Annotated in this window: 13 protein-coding genes; 4 read left to right on the forward strand and 9 right to left on the reverse strand. The window is 66.1% G+C overall.

The annotated features are described in order from the left end of the window. Positions 1–59: 59 nt before the first annotated feature. Positions 60–1,094 carry a hypothetical protein gene (locus ACT6S0_RS06465; protein ID WP_444763069.1) on the forward strand — a complete coding sequence of 345 codons (1,035 nt, stop codon included), beginning with the start codon at positions 60–62 and terminating at the stop codon, positions 1,092–1,094. Positions 1,095–1,156: 62 nt separating this feature from the next. On the opposite strand, the gene clsB is transcribed toward ACT6S0_RS06465, so the two are convergent. The 9 genes from clsB to ACT6S0_RS06510 form a co-directional block, all read right to left on the reverse strand. Continuing rightward, positions 1,157–2,416 (reverse strand): cardiolipin synthase ClsB, encoded by a 1,260-nt coding sequence (clsB, locus tag ACT6S0_RS06470; protein WP_444763070.1) that lies wholly within the window; start codon positions 2,414–2,416, stop codon positions 1,157–1,159. A gap of 13 nt (positions 2,417–2,429) precedes the next feature. Further along, entirely contained in the window at positions 2,430–3,218 is a 789-nt protein-coding gene (locus ACT6S0_RS06475) for an endonuclease/exonuclease/phosphatase family protein (protein WP_444763071.1), read from the reverse strand. 157 nt (positions 3,219–3,375) lie between these two features. Continuing rightward, complete coding sequence (nudB, locus tag ACT6S0_RS06480; RefSeq protein ID WP_444763072.1) at positions 3,376–3,846, reverse strand: dihydroneopterin triphosphate diphosphatase; 471 nt, start codon at positions 3,844–3,846, stop codon at positions 3,376–3,378. A gap of 313 nt (positions 3,847–4,159) precedes the next feature. Then, positions 4,160–5,953: an aspartate--tRNA ligase gene (aspS, locus tag ACT6S0_RS06485; RefSeq protein WP_444763073.1), complete on the reverse strand. Its 1,794-nt coding sequence runs from the start codon at positions 5,951–5,953 to the stop codon at positions 4,160–4,162. 87 nt (positions 5,954–6,040) lie between these two features. Further along, a complete protein-coding gene (locus ACT6S0_RS06490) occupies positions 6,041–6,757 on the reverse strand; it encodes a DUF502 domain-containing protein (protein ID WP_444763074.1) in 717 nt (238 codons plus the stop codon). An 11-nt stretch (positions 6,758–6,768) separates the two neighbouring features. After that, complete coding sequence (locus tag ACT6S0_RS06495) at positions 6,769–7,074, reverse strand: FmdB family zinc ribbon protein (RefSeq protein ID WP_444763075.1); 306 nt, start codon at positions 7,072–7,074, stop codon at positions 6,769–6,771. Positions 7,075–7,128: 54 nt separating this feature from the next. Further along, complete coding sequence (locus tag ACT6S0_RS06500; RefSeq protein ID WP_444763076.1) at positions 7,129–8,592, reverse strand: sodium:solute symporter family protein; 1,464 nt, start codon at positions 8,590–8,592, stop codon at positions 7,129–7,131. 63 nt (positions 8,593–8,655) lie between these two features. Next, the gene (gene ubiB / locus ACT6S0_RS06505) at positions 8,656–10,218 is read right to left on the reverse strand and encodes a ubiquinone biosynthesis regulatory protein kinase UbiB (RefSeq protein ID WP_444763077.1); all 1,563 of its coding nucleotides are present in this window, start codon (positions 10,216–10,218) and stop codon (positions 8,656–8,658) included. Beyond that, a complete protein-coding gene (locus ACT6S0_RS06510; RefSeq protein ID WP_444763078.1) occupies positions 10,215–10,769 on the reverse strand; it encodes a hypothetical protein in 555 nt (184 codons plus the stop codon). The genes ubiB and ACT6S0_RS06510 overlap by 4 nt, the downstream gene beginning before the upstream one ends. Before the next feature lie 136 nt (positions 10,770–10,905). Between ACT6S0_RS06510 and ACT6S0_RS06515 the strand changes: the two genes are divergently transcribed. The 3 genes from ACT6S0_RS06515 to galE are packed head-to-tail and all read left to right on the forward strand — an operon-like array spanning position 10,906 to position 14,544. Then, the gene (locus ACT6S0_RS06515; RefSeq protein WP_444763079.1) at positions 10,906–12,294 is read left to right on the forward strand and encodes an undecaprenyl-phosphate glucose phosphotransferase; all 1,389 of its coding nucleotides are present in this window, start codon (positions 10,906–10,908) and stop codon (positions 12,292–12,294) included. Positions 12,295–12,349: 55 nt separating this feature from the next. After that, positions 12,350–13,525 carry a hypothetical protein gene (locus ACT6S0_RS06520; RefSeq protein ID WP_444763080.1) on the forward strand — a complete coding sequence of 392 codons (1,176 nt, stop codon included), beginning with the start codon at positions 12,350–12,352 and terminating at the stop codon, positions 13,523–13,525. Then, positions 13,525–14,544, forward strand: coding sequence for a UDP-glucose 4-epimerase GalE (galE, locus tag ACT6S0_RS06525; protein ID WP_444763081.1), 1,020 nt, complete (start codon positions 13,525–13,527; stop codon positions 14,542–14,544). The genes ACT6S0_RS06520 and galE overlap by 1 nt, the downstream gene beginning before the upstream one ends. Positions 14,545–14,547: the final 3 nt, after the last annotated feature.

Here is a 14,547-nt window from a genome sequence, read left to right on the forward strand (position 1 = left end):
GCACCCGGATATCGAGCCCGGGCAGGTTCGACAGCATGAAACGCGCATAGGAGTCCGCCGTGAAATACAAGGTTAGGTTCACCCATCAGCTCACCGACGGCGCCAACCCCAAGCGCTTCGCGCGCGCCGTCAATGTGGACGTGAACTTGGAGTTTCCCCTTCCAAAGCAGACCAGCGAGCTGATTCTCAAACTGAAGACCTTGCATCCGCAGATGTATGCGAAGCTGAAGCTGGAGCAGTTTGAAACCTACACGGGCGTTGATCCCGAAAAGTTCCAGGCGGCGTTCAACGCGAACATCAAGAAGAAGATAGACGCGAACTTCGCCGACTACGTGAAGAATGTTGCCAAGCCGGATTTCTCCCCGGCGCAATGGGACAAGGTGCTGAACTTCTTCGAAGGCCGGCAGGTGGAACTTGTCAAAGCAGCCTTTGCCAAGGGACTCGCGGAGATTACCCAGGTCAACTACGAAAAGCTGGAGAAGCTCCGGGCCGCGGCACCGAAGCCAGACGAGGTCCGAAAGCTCGATGTCGATCAGGCCTTCCTGTTGTGGAACGGCAGAAAGGCAGTCAAGTTCTCTAAGGTAGAAGACAAGTTCTACGGGGACCATTTTCAGAAGGACGTGAGCCAAGCGAGCGCATTCGATCTGGCTATCGAGCGGTACAAGAAGAAGAAATCCGTCACGACGAGCTCGGTGGCGAAGGTCGCGCCTTCGGATCTGCTCAACAAGGCGAATTCCGGTCAGGCCTACCCAGCCGTCTTCAACGGCAGCCAGCAGATTGCCGTCAAGGTGACATGCGAGGTGATCTCGGTCTCCCTCGAAACAGTCACGGTCACCGGAGAAAAGAATCTCAAGACATTCAAGGCCGACAACAAGCATCACCATCACGTTGGCAACGACCAATGGATAAAGCCCACGTTTACGAAGGGCCAACAGACCTTCTATGTGATGGGAGACTGGGATCCAGAGACCGGCAAGGCGGTCCTGTACCACTATCAGAACGAAAGTGGCAAACCTGCTGCCAAGATGCTGCCTGAATACCTGACGTGGACGTACTCGCACAAGGAAGGCAAGTTCACAGGCCCGACGGGCTGACAGAGCCTTGAGCGCACGGCAGGCTCGAAGCCCTCAGGCTCATACCCGAAAACCGACGCCGCCTAGTACCGCCCCGCCGCGCCCGCTACACGCAGGAAAACGTAGGCGAACCAGACGACGATGGCCCGATGCATGAGGGCGCGCAGGCCTTTGCCGGCGCGCTCGCCGACGCGCTCTGACACGGCAATGGCGGCCTCGATCTCTTGCGCCAACAGTGTCGCGAAGCCGGCGTCACGCACGACGACATTGGCCTCGAGGTTGACCAGCAGCGACAACGGATCGATGTTGGAGCTGCCCACCGTGGCCCAACGGTCGTCAACGACGGCGACCTTGGCGTGCAGGAAGGCTGGGGTGTACTCGTAGATTTCCACGCCATGCCCGAGCAGGTCGGCGTAGAGGGCCTCTGCCGCCCAGCCGGCGATGCGGTAGTCCAGCTTGCCCTGCAGCAACAGGCGCACCCGCACCCCACGGCGGGCGGCCTGGCGCAGGGCTTGGCGGATGCGCTGGCCCGGGTAGAAGTAGGGGCAGACGAGGTCGACGCTCTGGCGCGCGCCGCGGATGGCGTCGGCATAGGCGTGCTCGATGGTGCGGCGGCGGCGCAGGTTGTCACGCAGCACGAAGGCCGCGCTGACCGGCTGCAGCCGCGACGGCGGCTCGGCCAGGCGCTGCGGGCCGCGCCAGAGCTGGGTCACCCACAGGCTGAAGCGCCGGCGCAGCGGCACATAGTCGATCAGCGCATCGTCGAACTCACGCCCCAGCCAGGCGCGCGACCAGATCGAGCGCACGCTCAGGGCGATGTGGTTGACCAGGTCGCCGCGCAGTTGCACGGCGAAATCCAGTCGTGGCAGGTTGGTCACGCCGTGGTGCATGTCGAGGCGGTCGTCGATCACATTGATGCCGCCGACGAAGGCGATGTCGCCGTCGATGACGCACAGCTTCTGGTGCAGCCGGCGCAACTGGCCGGGCTGGAACCAGCGCCACCAGCGGTCCATCGGCCGGAACACGGCGAACGCGACGCCGCTGTCGGCGAAGCGCTTGCGCAGGATGCGGATGCTGGCGTTGCTGCCAAATCCGTCGACGACGACGCGTACCCGAACGCCGCGCCGGTCCGCGGCGATCATGGCGTCCGCCAGCGCCAGCGAGGTGTCGTCGTGGTGAAAGATATAGGTGGCCACCCAGACCTCGGTATGGGCGCGCTGGATGGCGGCCAGCATGCTCGGGAAGAGCTGGTCGCCGCCGCGCAGCAGCTCGACCTCGTTGCCGCCGACGAAGCCAGGGTCGGCGGCTTGGTGGCGCCGTCGCTTGCTGCCCAAACGCCTCATCGCTGCAGCTGGCTCATTCCAGCGCCAGCTCCACGATCAAGGGCAGGTGGTCGGACATGCGCGCCCAACTGGGACCGCGCGGTACCTGCACACCGGTGCAGCGCAGGCCGCTCATGTAGACGCGGTCCAGCGCAAACACCGGCAGGCGTGACGGAAAGGTGGCTGCACGCGCCCGTCCATGCGGCGGTGCCGCGCGGCGCAGGCCGTGGGCGCGCATCGCCGGGTCCAGGCGCTCGCCCCAGTCGTTGTAGTCGCCCGCCACGAGCACGGGCGCACCGGCAGGCACATGCTCGCGCACAAAGGCGGCGAGGCGGTCGACCTGGCGCACGCGGCTGGCATGGATCAGCCCGAAATGGGCGACGACGACGTGCACCACCGTGCCCTGCCAGTGCACCGGCACATGCAGCAGGCCGCGCTGTTCAAAGGAATGATCGGACACGTCGTGGTGACCGATATCGCCGATGGGCCAGCGCGACAGCAGGGCGTTGCCATGCTCGCCGAACTTCGTCGTCGCATTGGTGCGGTAAGCCACCTCGTATCCCTCGGGCGCGAGGAAGTCGGCCTGGCCTTTCTCGGGCCAGCCGAACCAGGTGCGGTCGAAGAACGCGGCCTCGCGGTGATGGAAGAGGCGCACTTCCTGCAGGCAGACCAAGTCGGCGTCCATGGCTTCGACGCCCATCTGCAGGTTGTGGATCTCCAGGCGCTTGGCCGGCCCGAGGCCGCGGACGCCCTTGTGAATGTTGTAGGTCGCCACGCGCAGCACGGCGCCGGGTGGGTGGGGAGTGGGGCGGACTGGGCTCATGGCAAGCGGCATCCGGCCGCCCGAAGCCGCTGAACGTCCCCTCGGGGGGCTGAGCCCGCGCAAGCAGTGTCCAGTGGACGCTGCATGGCTGGCGAAGAACCGAGCCACCGGCTCGGTGCGGCCTGCAAGGCGTTGAGCAAAGTGAGCGTGGGCGCTTTCATGTCGTGGCGGGGCTGAAGCGCGGCAACTGCGATATCGCTTCGGCGTTGGACGGCGAAAAACAGCGGTCGGCCGCTTCCGGCCAGGGCAACCAGACCCAAGATAGGTGCTCGCGCGGCGCCAGCGTCGGCGTCAACGCCGATGGCAGTTGTAGGCCGAAGACGTGTTCGATGTTGCGCGTCACGCCCGGCGCATAGCGGTGCCGCCACTGCGGGTAAATCTCGTAAACATTGGCCAGCTGCCAGTCGCGCAGCATGTGGCCGGCGGCGTGCGCATCGATGCCGGTTTCCTCCTGCACCTCGCGCCACGCCGTCACGGCAGGCTCCTCGTCGGGCGTGTCCTTGGAGCCCGTGACACTTTGCCAGAAGCCGGGCTGGTCGGCGCGCTCCAGCAGCAGCACCTGGAGGTCGGGCGTGTGGATGACGACGAGGACCGACTCGGGGATCTTGAAAGGCTTGGCCGCAGGCATCGGCAAAGCATAGCGGCCGTGCGAGTCGCGGTGGGCGGCACCCGCCTTGCAGCAACGCGACCGCCGCAGCCCGAACCCCGCGAGATGGACCCCTGACGCGTCAGCGGGCGCCCAGGCCCTCCTGGCCCAGCAACGGGCTCAACGACCCGGCCAACTCGGCACTGAAGCCGCGGCCGCCACCGCGCCTGCGGCGTGACCCCGCTCGTGCGTGACGCGCAGAGCGACTTCACCGCCACCCGACCTGCCCGTGGTGATCCTGCCGCCTGCAAAGAAGGCCCCGCCGAAGCGGGGCCCGTGCGGCGAGATAGCGCGCTTACTGCGCCGCAGCCGTCGCGTTGCGCAGGCGGATGTGCAGCTCGCGCAGCTGCTTCTCGTCGACCAGCGAGGGTGCGCCGGTCAGCAGGCATTGGGCACGCTGGGTCTTCGGGAAGGCGATGACGTCGCGGATGGACTCGGCCTTGGTCATCATCGTGACGATGCGGTCCAGGCCGAAGGCCAGGCCACCGTGCGGGGGCGCGCCGTACTGCAGCGCGTCCAGCAGGAAGCCGAACTTGATGCGCTGGTCTTCCGCGCTGATGTTGAGCGCCTCGAAGACCTTGGCCTGCACCTCGGCGCGGTGGATACGCACCGAGCCGCCGCCCAGCTCCCAGCCGTTGAGCACCATGTCGTAGGCCTTGGCGATGCACTTGCCCGGGTCGGTCGCCATCAGGTCCTCATGCCCGTCCTTGGGCGCCGTGAACGGATGGTGAACGGCCGCCCAGCGGTCGTTCTCCTCGTCGTGCTCGAACATCGGGAAGTCGACCACCCACAGCGGCGCCCAGACGTCGTTGAACAGGCCGTTGGCCTTGCCGAATTCGCTGTGGCCCACTTTGAGGCGCAGCGCGCCGATGGCGTCGTTGACCACCTTGGCCTTGTCGGCGCCGAAGAACAGCAGGTCGCCATCCTGCGCGCCGGTGCGCTTGAGGATCTCGGCGACGGCTTCGTCGTGCAGGTTCTTGACGATGGGCGACTGCAGGCCCTCGCGGCCCTTGGCCACTTCATTCACCTTGATCCAGGCCAGGCCCTTGGCACCGTAGATCTTGACGAACTCGGTGTAGGCGTCGATCTCGCCGCGGCTCATGGACGCGCCCATGGGCACGCGCAGCGCGACGACACGGCCGCCCGGCGTCGTGGCCGGGCCGCTGAAGACCTTGAAGTCCACCGTCGTCATCGCGTCGGTCAGCTCGGTGAACTCGAGCTTGACGCGCAGGTCGGGCTTGTCGGAGCCGTAGCGGTGCATCGCTTCCGCGTACTTCATGACCGGGTAGTCGCCCAGCTCGACATTCAGCGCCTTGCGGAAGACGTGGCGGATCATGCCCTCGAACATCGAGCGGATTTCTTCTTCGGTCAGGAAGGAGGTCTCGATATCGATCTGCGTGAACTCGGGCTGGCGGTCGGCGCGCAGGTCCTCGTCACGGAAGCACTTGGTGATCTGGTAGTAGCGGTCGAAGCCCGACACCATCAGCAGTTGCTTGAACAGCTGGGGCGACTGCGGCAGCGCGAAGAAGTGGCCGTCGTGCACGCGGCTGGGCACCAGATAGTCGCGCGCGCCTTCGGGCGTGCTCTTGGTCAGCATCGGCGTCTCGATGTCGACAAAGCCGTGCTCGTCGAGGAACTTGCGCACCTCCATCGCCACGCGGTAGCGCAGCATCAGGTTGTTCTGCATGTAGGGGCGGCGCAGGTCCAGCACGCGGTGCGTGAGGCGGGTCGTCTCGGACAGGTTGTCCTCGTCGATCTGGAACGGGATGGGCACCGACGGGTTCAGCACCTCGATCTCGTGGCAGAGCACCTCGATCTTGCCGGACACCAGGTTGGCGTTCTCGGTGCCGGCCGGGCGTGCGCGCACCTTGCCGACGATCTTCAGGCAGAACTCGCTGCGGACGTCTTCGGCAATCTTGAAGCTGTCGGCGCGGTCGGGGTCGCAGACGATCTGGACCAGGCCTTCGCGGTCACGCAGGTCGATGAAGATGACGCCGCCGTGGTCACGGCGGCGGTGGGCCCAGCCCATCAGGGTCACGGTCTGGTCGAGCAGCTTTTCGCTGACTTGGCCGGCATAGCAGGTACGCATGGAGGTTCTCCGAATTCTTTGCAAAGAGTGTTCTGTAGGCGCTGGTGAGCTCGCTTGGCTCTCAGGATTGAACGCCGGCCGGGGCGCTCAACCCGGCTGATTTGACCGCCCGTCCGGGACGGCCGACCCCTGCGGGTTGCGACCCGCCTCGTCGGCGATGGCGCCTAGATCCAGCGGATGGGGCAGCGGCGAGACGGTACCCATGGAGATGATGTACTTCAGCGCCTCGTCCACCGTCATGTGAAGCGGCCTGACATCTGCCTTCGGCACGATGAGGAAGAAGCCCGACGTGGGGTTGGGCGTCGTCGGCACGTAGATGCTGACGTGCTCGTCCTCCAGCTGGCGGGCAACCTCACCGCTGGGCGTGCCGGTCACGAAGGCGATGGTCCAGCTGTCGGCTCGCGGGTATTGAACGAGCACGGCCTCGCGGAAGGCGTTGCCGCTGCTGGAAAACAGCGTGTCCGACACCTGCTTGACCGAGCTGTAGATGCTTTTGACGATCGGAATGTGGGACATCAACCGGTCCCACTGCGTCAGCAGCCACTGGCCAAAGATGTTGGCGACGAAAACCCCGGTAGCCAGCAAGCCCGCAGCCAGGATGAACAGTCCGAGGCCCGGCACATGCTCCAGTCCCAGGATCGCTTCGCGCCAGGCATCTGGCATCACCAGGGCCACGGCGGCCAGCATCGAGCCGAACACGCCGTTGACGACGCCCAGCACCTGGGCCAGCACCCAGATCGTGATGGCCAGCGGCAGCCAGACCAGCAGGCCGGCAACCAGGTACTTCCGAAGTGACGCGCCCACGAATCTTCCGGTCAGTGACAGGCGCAAGAGCCGCCACAGGAAGCAGACGCCGAGGGCGCGGCCGCGGCTTCGGGCTTGGGCGCATCGGGCTTGGCCGCATCGGCGGCCGGGGCGGCGGCCGCGGCCGGGGCGGCGCCGCCCTTGAAGTCGGTGGCGTACCAGCCCGAACCCTTGAGCTGGAATCCGGCGGCGGTGACCTGTTTGGAGAAGCTCTCGGCCGCGCAGGCAGGGCAGGTGGTCAGCGGCGCGTCGGAAAGCTTTTGCAGCACGTCCTTGGCGTGGCCACAGGCGCTGCAGCGGTAGGCATAGATGGGCATGAGAGGCTCTAGTGAGTCGCGGAGGGCGAAAAGCCCGCCATTTTAGGGGGCGACTCAGCCGTGGGGCGGCAGGTGGTGGCTGACGTGCTCGTGCCGGTTGGTCATCCACTGCGGTGCCAGCGAACCCACGACCATGCCGCCAAGGGCTGCCAGCAACCCGGCCAGCTGGCCGGGGAAGAACTCGCCCCAGGTGCTGACCTGCGGAAAAAAGGCCACCCAGACGGTCACGCCGGCAAAGATGGCGGCGACGGCGCCCTGCGTCGTGGCGCGCTGCCAGTACAGGCCGAACACCAGCGGCACAAAGGCCGCGACCAAGGTGACCTGGTAGGCCGCACTGACCAGTTCGTAAATCGGCGTGCCCTGCAGCGCGATCGAGTACGCCAGCACGGCCAGAGCGAAGACAACCAGCGTCACGCGCATGGCCACCAGGCGCTGGCGGTCGCTCATGCCGGGGCGGATCTGCGCGAGGATGTTCTCGACGAAGCTGGTGGTCGGCGCCAGCAGCGTGGCCGAGGAGGTGCTCTTGATGGCCGACAGCAGCGCCCCGAAGAACAGGATCTGGATGAACAGCGGCATGTGGCCCATGATGAAGCTGGGCAGCACGCGCTGGTAGTCGTTCTGCGCCAGCTCGAGCGCCTGCTCGCCCATGACGACGACGGCCGCCAGCACGATGAACATTGGCACGAAGGCGAAGGCGATGTAGCTGAAGCCGCCGATCATGGCGCCGCGCTGGGCGGTCTTGGCGTCCTTGGCCGACATGACGCGCTGGAACACGTCCTGCTGCGGGATGGAGCCCAGCATCATCGTCAGCGCCGCGCCGATGAACATGGCGATGTCCGTGAAGGTTGGCGCGGGAAAGAAGTTGTCCAGTTCCTTCTGCTGCGCCAGGTCCAACACCTTGCCGGCGCCACCGGCCAAGTCGGCGGAGAAGAAGGCGATCACCGACAGGCCGATGACCAGCACGATCATCTGGATGAAATCGGTCCAGGCCACCGCCAGGAAGCCGCCGATGACGACATAGACCAGCACCGCCGCCAGGCCCACGATCATGCCCACCTCGGTACTCATCGCACCGTCGGTCAGGATGTTGAAGACCAGGCCCAACGCAGTGACCTGGGCGGCCACCCAGCCGAGGTAGCTCAGGATGATGGCCAGCGAGCAGAACACCTCCACGCCCTTGCCATAGCGCTGACGGTAGAAGTCGCCGATGGTCAGCAGGTTCTTGCGGTAGAGCTTGGCGGCGAAGAAGGCGCCCACCAGCACCAGGCACAGGCCGGCGCCGAAGGGGTCTTCGACGATGGCGCCCAGGCCGCCCTGCACGAACTTGGCCGGGATGCCCATCACCGTCTCGGCACCGAACCAGGTGGCAAAGGTCGTCGTGATGACCATGACCAGCGGCAGGCTGCGGCCGGCCACGGCGAAGTCCGCGGTGTTCTTGACCCGTGTGCCGGCCCAGACACCGATGGCCAGCGTGCCGAGCAGATAGAGCACGACGAAAACGATCAGCGTGGTGTTCATGGGGTCGCGAAGGCGGGCCTGAAAAATTGGCGCGGATTATGACGGCGGCAAGCCGCCGGGCGGCTAGAGGCCCAGGTCCAGGACACGCATCGTCAGCGCCGCCAGGGCAATGCCCAGCGCGAAGCCGGCCGCTCCCCAGAGCAGCCCCGACAGCAGGCGGTTGGTGCTGCGCAGCTCACGCACCAGGGCGCGCATCTCGGCGTCGCCACCCCGCTGGGCCTGGTTTCTCAGCGCATCGTGCAGCAGCCGCGGCAGCTCGGGGACGAGCTGAGCGAAGCGCGGGGCCTCCTTCATCAACTGCTTGTTGAAGGCGGGCCAGCCGACCTGCTCGTTCATCCAGCGCTCCAGGAAGGGCTTGGCGGTGGCCCAGAGATCCAGCTCCGGGTCGAGCTGCCGGCCCAGGCCCTCGACGTTGAGCAGGGTCTTCTGCAGCAGCACGAGCTGGGGCTGGATCTCCACGTTGAAGCGGCGCGAGGTCTGGAACAGACGCATCAACACCTGGCCGAGCGAGATGTCCTTCAAAGGCCGGTCGAAATGAGGCTCGCAGACGGCCCGAACGGCACTCTCGAGCGCATCCACACGCGTCTCGGCGGGCACCCACCCCGAGGCGATGTGCAGCTCTGCCACGCGCTTGTAGTCGCGCTGGAAGAAGGCGATGAAGTTCTGCGCCAGGTAATCCTTGTCCACCTCGGTCAGCGTGCCGATGATGCCGAAGTCCAGCGCCACATAGCGGCCGAAGGTTTCGGGCGCCAGGCTGACCTGGATGTTGCCGGGGTGCATGTCGGCATGGAAGAAGCCGTCGCGGAACACCTGGGTGAAGAAGATGGTCACGCCGTCGCGCGCCAGCTTCTTGATGTCGATGCCGGCTTCCTGCAGCGCGGCCAGCTGCGAGATCGGCACGCCCTTCATGCGCTCCATGACGATGACCTCGGAGCTGCACAGGTCCCAATGCATCTCGGGCACCAACACCAGGTCCAGGCCGTCCATGTTGCGGCGCAGCTGGGCGGCGTTGGCCGCCTCGCGGACGAGGTCGAGCTCGTCATGCAGGTACATGTCGAACTCGGCGACCACCTCGCGCGGCTTCAGGCGCCGGCCGTCGGCCGAAAAGCGCTCGACCCAGCGGGCCAGCGTGCGCATCAACGACAGGTCATCGTCGATGACGTCGAGCATGCCGGGGCGAAGCACCTTGACCGCCACCTCGCGGCCGTCCTGCAGCGTGGCGAAATGCACCTGCGCAATGCTGGCGCTCGCAATGGGTTCGGCGTCGAAGCTGGCAAACAGCTCTTCCAGCGGCCGGCCGAAGGCGCGCTCCACCATCTCGCGGGACAGCGACGCCGGGAACGGCGGCACGCGGTCCTGCAGCTTGGCCAACTCAAGCGCCACATCGTTGGGCAGCAGGTCTCGGCGGGTCGACAGCACTTGGCCGAACTTGACGAAGATGGGGCCCAGCCCCTCAAGCGCCAGGCGCAGGCGCACGCCGCGGGGCTCCTGCCAGCGCCGTCCGAGCCGCGTGAACCGCCTCAGCAGCTGAAAACGCCGCCGCTGCAGGCCGGACAGGGCCAGTTCATCGAGGCCGAAACGCCAAACCGTCCACAGGATGACCAGCAGCCGCGAGACAAATCTCATGCGCCGCTACCGGGCGCAGAAGACATCGAGGGCGCGAACCGCTGGGCCACGCCGGACAGGGAACGCCGCAGCGCGCGGCCAAACTGGCCCAGTTGGCGGGCGGCCAGCGGACCGACGATGCCGGCGAGGTCATCCTCGATGTCCCAGCGCAGGTTGTCCATCAGCCAGTGCATCTCGCCGGCGAACGCGGCGTCGCCCTGCACGCTGACCGTCGGCGCGTCGCCGCTGAGCGCACCCAGCGCCAATCTAGCGGGGTTGGACGCGTCGATCTCGATGCGCAGCCCGCCTGGGCCGCCAGGCACCGTGTCCAGGCGTTCGAACAAGCCGGCCGGCGTGACGCCCAGCACCAGGTCCGGCGCCGACGGCAACAAGCTGGGCCAACCCGCCAGGTGGACCACCAGAGCACGCCCGGCCAGGGGCCGCAGGCGCTGGGCCGCGATCGGTTCACGCGAAACGACATGGTTGATCAGCAGCACGAGGCGGTCCTGCAATGCCGGCATTAGCAGGGGCGTGAGGGACGGCAGCGGCGGGAGTGACCAGGGGGCAGACATGTACAAGATTGTAGGCAGCGGACCTTGAACAAGGGACGTCGCCGGCTTGGTTGTCAAATTTGTTGGTAGAGAATCCGAAGTCGCATTTTTTCAGCCCGCCCCTGTCCCCAGGTCCAAGGATCACCGAACCGCCACGATGTTTGAGGACCGCAGCTACAAGAGGACGTTCTACAGCGCACCGCAGTCGGTCGAGTCTCTGATTGCCGCCCTTCTTGAGCCCGGCATCATCGTCCTGACCTTCCTGCTGGTGAACGGGCATTTCGACGAACCGGTGATGCGTCCGACTCTGACGCTGTGCCTGCTGATATTCGCCCTGACGTTCCCGGGTCGCAACCGCTTCAATGACCACCCGGCCAGCGCCATCGTCGACGTGGTGTCGTCCTGGCTGCTGCTGCTAGGCATCCTGCTGCTGTGCGGCTATGCGACCAACAGCCTTTATTACTTCGAGAACGAAGTTTTGCTCTGGTGGGCCATCATCACGCCGGTGGCACAGATGGCGGCGATCACGATCGGCCGGCGCATCCAGCAGTGGCGCGCGCGCGACCCGCGCGCGCGGCGCACCGCGGTCATCGTCGGCGCCGGCCCGCTGGGGCACAAGTTGTCTCGGGCGCTGCGCGACTCCGCGGGCGTCATCTGCCTAGGCTATTTTGATGACCGCAGCCCGGACCGCCTGCACCCCGAGGCGGGGGCTTCCATCCTCGGCTCCCTGGCTCAGCTCAGCGAGTTCGTGCGCGACAAGGGCGTGCGCGAGGTCTACATCACGCTGCCGCTGGGCTCGCAGCCGCGCATCGTGGAACTGCTCGAACAGGTGCAGGGCACCACGGCGTCTTTGTTCTTCGTGCCCGACGTGTTCGGCATCAGCATCATCCAGGGCCGCCTGCAGGACATCAGCGGCGTGCCGGTCGTCGGCATCTGCGAGACGCCCTTCACGGGCACCAACCAGCTCGTCAAGCGCATCAGCGATGTCGTGCTGTCCAGCCTGATCCTCATCCTGATCTCACCCATCCTGTTGGCGCTGGCCATCGGCGTGAAGCTGAGTTCGCCGGGACCGATCATCTTCAAGCAGCGCCGCAACGGCGTGAACGGCGAAGAGATCATCGTCTACAAGTTCCGTTCGATGCGCGCGCAGGACAACGGCGCCGTCGTCAAGCAGGCCACCAAGGGCGACTCGCGCATCACCCCTTTCGGCGCCTTCATCCGCCGCACCTCGCTGGATGAACTGCCGCAATTCATCAACGTGTTGCAAGGCCGCATGAGCATCGTGGGCCCGCGCCCGCATGCCGTGGCGCACAACGAGGAATACCGCAAGCTCATCAAGGCCTACATGGTGCGCCACAAGGTCAAGCCCGGCATCACCGGCTGGGCCCAGGTCAACGGCCTGCGTGGCGAGACCGACACCATCGACAAGATGGTCGCACGCGTCGAATACGATCTTGAATACTTGCGCAACTGGTCGCTGGCCCTCGATCTGCAGATCATCCTGCGGACGGTGAGGCTGGTGGTGTTTGACCGCCATGCCTACTAAGCACCTTCGCCTCCCCGCCCGGACCTCGCTCGCAGCGGCCTGCCTGTTGGCCGCAATGACCGCAGCCCAGGCCCAGACCGACGACACCACGCCTTTCTATGTCGGCGGTTCAGTCGGCGTTTCCAAGGTGTCGAACGTCTACCGGGAGCCCAATTCGACGAACGACGACACCGTCGTCAGCGTCGGCCTGCTGGGCGGCATCGACCAGCGCCTGGGGCGCCAGCACCTGACCCTGGACGGCTCCCTGCAGAACAACCGCTATTCGACGAACAGTGATCTGAACTACCGCTCTTCAAGCCTGCGCGGCGCCTTGAACTGGGAAACCATCGGCCGGTTGTCGGGTGTGCTGAGCGCCAAGTCGGACCGCTCGTTGGCCGACTTCAATATCGGCAGCGGCATTGATCCCATCCGCCAGAAGAACATCGAGCGCAATGACGAGTACCAGGCGGTCGCGCGCCTTGGTGTTGCGACCCGCTACACGCTGGAGACCAGCCTGACGCACCGGCGCCGGGACTTCACGGCCGAGCAGTACGCCCGCTTCGTCTATCAGCAGAACGCAGCCTCCGTGGGCGTCTATGCAACCCCTGCCGGCAATGTCAGGCTGGGCGTCGTCGCGCGGCATACCAAGGGAAAGAATCCTCGCTATCCCGTCGGCTTCGCCATCGACCCGGCAACCGCCGCGGTGGTGGTGGTCAGCCAGCTCAACGACTACAGCCGTGATGACATCGACTTCACAACGCGCTGGAGCACGGGTGGCAGCAGCACGTTGAGCACGCGCATCAGTCGAAGCAGCACCAAGAACAGCCTCGACCAGCTGCGGGACTTCAGCGGCACGACCGGCTCCGTTGCCTGGGAATGGCGACCGACCGGCAAGCTGCAGCTCAATCTCCAATACTCGCGCGATACGGGCCAGGAAAGCGTGGTCCGCGCCCCAGGCCTGGACCGCGTCTACACCTCTTGGCAGCTGGGCGGCAGCTACGCCCTGACGGCCAAGGTCAAGCTCAACGCCAGAGCCAGTAACAACCGCGCTCGGCGCACCAGCGGTTCCGGCGCACCGGTTGCGGACGCACTCGACGACAACCAGCTCTACAACATCGGCGTGCGCTGGGCCATCTCGCGCAGCTTCAGCCTGGGCTGCCAGTACGACCGCGTGAACCGCAACAACAGCGTGCCGGAGTACGTCTACAACGCCAGCAGTTACGGCTGCACCGGCCAAGCCATCGTCTACTGATGACCACCGTCCTGCTCACCGGTGCCACCGGCTATATCGCCTCGCACACCTGGCTGGCCCTGCAGCAGGCCGGCTACCGCGTCGTCGGTGTCGACAACTTCGTCAACAGCTCGCCCGTCGTGCTGGAGCGACTGGCCGAGCTGGCCAGCGCGCCCATCGAGTTCGAGCGCGCCGATGTCTGCGATACGGCGGCGATGGACGAGGTCTTCGCCGAGTACCAGCCCGCCGCCGTGGTTCATTTCGCAGCCTACAAGGCGGTCGGCGAGTCGGTCAGCCAGCCGCTGGCCTATTACCGCAACAACCTCGGCGGCCTCGTCAACACCTGCGAGGTCATGAAGCGCCATGGCTGCTCGCGCATCGTCTTCAGCTCCAGTGCCACCGTGTATGGCGCGCCGGAGCAACTGCCGCTGCGCGAGGATGCGCCGACGTCGTCCACCAACCCCTACGGTGCCACCAAGCTGATGGGCGAGCAGATCCTGCGCGACCTCGGCGTCGCCGATCCGCGCTGGCAGACCGCCTGCCTGCGCTACTTCAACCCGGTGGGCGCCCATGAAAGCGGCCGCATCGGCGAGGACCCGCGCGGCACGCCCAACAACCTGATGCCCTATGTCGCCCAGGTCGCCGTGGGTCGGCGCGACAGGCTCGCCGTGTTCGGCAACGACTACGCCACGCCCGACGGCACCGGTGTGCGCGACTACATCCATGTCAGCGATCTCGCCGAGGGTCATGTCGCCGCGCTGCGCTGGCTGCTGGGCAACACCGGTTCGCTGACGGTCAACCTCGGCACCGGCCAGGGCTATAGCGTGCTCGACCTGGTGCGCGCCTACGAGGCCGCCAGCGGCCGCAGCGTCCCGTACGAAATCGGCCCGCGCCGCCCGGGTGACATCGCGGCCTGCTGGGCCGACCCCACGCTGGCTCGGGAGCTGCTTGGCTGGCAGGCCAAGCTCGACCTGGCTCGCATGTGCGAGGACAGCTGGCGCTGGCAGAACCTCAATCCACACGGTTTCAACCCCGCTTAAACA

The organism is Roseateles sp., assembly GCF_052436255.1.
In the GTDB taxonomy this organism is placed as follows: domain Bacteria; phylum Pseudomonadota; class Gammaproteobacteria; order Burkholderiales; family Burkholderiaceae_C; genus Pelomonas.